The sequence below is a fragment of the Mesorhizobium sp. M2C.T.Ca.TU.002.02.1.1 genome, from assembly GCF_003997225.1.
In genome coordinates this window covers 1-1,640 of sequence record NZ_RZTO01001095.1, presented here as the reverse complement: position 1 = coordinate 1,640, position 1,640 = coordinate 1, and the positions used below count along the sequence as shown (strand labels likewise).

The following is a 1,640-nucleotide window of genomic DNA, read 5'->3' as shown; positions in this document are numbered from 1 at the left end:
CCGATCTCATGGGCTGACATCGCGACGCATCTCCATCAACGCATCGCAGACGGAATCACACCCCAACACAAGACCGCCAATCAAAAGCGAGTCATTCATCTCAAAAGATGTGTGCATCCCCTAGCCCACTTCGTGGGGCGAGGAACCTTGATCTTGCAACGCCGCGTTCCTTCGCGCCCCCCTCTGGCCTGGCGGGCTTTCGTCGCTCGGAAAGCCAAGCAATTGGCTTCCCGTCCGCTACGCGGACCGCTCCTCAACCCCCACAAGGGGGGAGATTACGCACTCCACCCGTGCTCTACTCTCCCGGGGGACCTCGCCATGATTCGCGCTCTGCTCGCCTTCCTTCTCCTCACCGCGCCGGCTTTCGCCGCCGACATGTCGGTTTTCGTGCGCAACCAGCGTTCCGACGGCGTCGCGCTGGAGCTGTTCAGCCGCGACAGCCAGAAAGTCTGGCCGGGCGACGACAAGGTGTTCCTCATCCGGCCGAAGGCGCGCAAATCCCTGCCGATCTCCTGCGACAATGGCGAGCGCATCTGCTGGGGCGCCTGGGTGAACGGCGATGATTCCGTCACCGCCGGCGTCGGCCCCGACAACGACCAGCCCTGCGACACCTGCTGCTTCATCTGCACCGAGCATTCGACCGAGACGGTCGACCTGGCGGAGTAGCGGGGCGCCTTTCCACCGACTTCTGCGTACTTGGGTTCCTCGCCCCCGCCAAAGGCGGGGGAGAGGTGGCCGCGAAGCGGACGGAGCGGGGGCCTTCGTAGGGCGCTCCCCCTCTCCCTCTCCCTCTCGGCTTCGCCGAGCCACCTCTCCCCCACCTTCGTGGAGGCGAGGAACCTTCTCCTCCAAGGCTGCCCATGCTCCCAGCTTGACGCCCTTCGCACCCGCGCCCTAGCCTTGCCGCAACCCACCAAGAGGAGAGCTCCATGGCAGGCACGGTCGAAAGCGAGAAGATCGACGTTTCCTTCAGCGGCAAGCGCTGCATCCATTCGCGCAATTGCGTGCTCGGCAACCCGCATGTCTTCGTGCCCAACGCGCCGGGCGAGTGGATCCATCCGGAGGCGGCCAGCGTCGAGCAGGTGGTGGCGCTGGCGCAGAACTGCCCGTCGGGCGCCATCACCTACAACCGCAAGGACGGCGGGCCGCAGGAGAAGCCGCCGGTGGTCAACACCGTGCGCGTGCGCGAGAACGGTCCGCTGGCGGTGCATGCCGAGATCGTGCTGGGTGACGAAACCTTGTTCCGCGCCACACTCTGCCGCTGCGGCCTGTCGCAGAACAAGCCGTTCTGCGACAACAGCCACATCAAGGGAGGCTTCACCGCCACCGGCGAGCCGCCGCTGAAGGAAGCGCAGGTGCTGGAAGCGCGGGACGGCCCGCTCAAGGTCACGCCCACGGTCAACGGCCCGCTCAAGGTCGAAGGCAATGCCGAGATCGTCACCGGCACGGGGCATACGATCGCGCGCACCACCAAGGTGTTCCTGTGCCGCTGCGGGCATTCGGCCAACAAGCCGTTTTGTGACGGGTCACATAAGCGGGTGGGGTTCGAGGGGTAGGCGTCGAAGCTGCCAATCTCCCCCCTCGTGGGGGAGATGTCCGGCAGGACAGAGGGGGGCGCCGTAGAGCGCGAACCTTAACAA

The 1,640-nt window shown here is 65.7% G+C and carries 2 protein-coding genes; both read left to right on the top strand.

Annotation, left to right across the window (positions count from 1 at the left end; all coding sequences use genetic code 11):
* Window positions 1-318 precede the first annotated feature (318 nt).
* Window positions 319-666: a hypothetical protein gene (locus EOD07_RS33705; protein WP_127238286.1), complete on the top strand. Its 348-nt coding sequence runs from the start codon at window positions 319-321 to the stop codon at window positions 664-666.
* A gap of 263 nt (window positions 667-929) precedes the next feature.
* Window positions 930-1,556, top strand: a complete 627-nt coding sequence (locus EOD07_RS33700; protein ID WP_127238285.1) for a CDGSH iron-sulfur domain-containing protein — start codon at window positions 930-932, stop codon at window positions 1,554-1,556.
* The last annotated feature ends 84 nt before the right edge of the window (window positions 1,557-1,640 follow it).

Excerpts from the sequence above, each read along its gene's own strand:
- EOD07_RS33705 (WP_127238286.1), top strand. The coding sequence starts at position 319 with ATGATTCGCGCTCTGCTCGCCTTCCTTCTCCTCACCGCGCCGGCTTTC.
- EOD07_RS33700 (WP_127238285.1), top strand. The coding sequence starts at position 930 with ATGGCAGGCACGGTCGAAAGCGAGAAGATCGACGTTTCCTTCAGCGGC.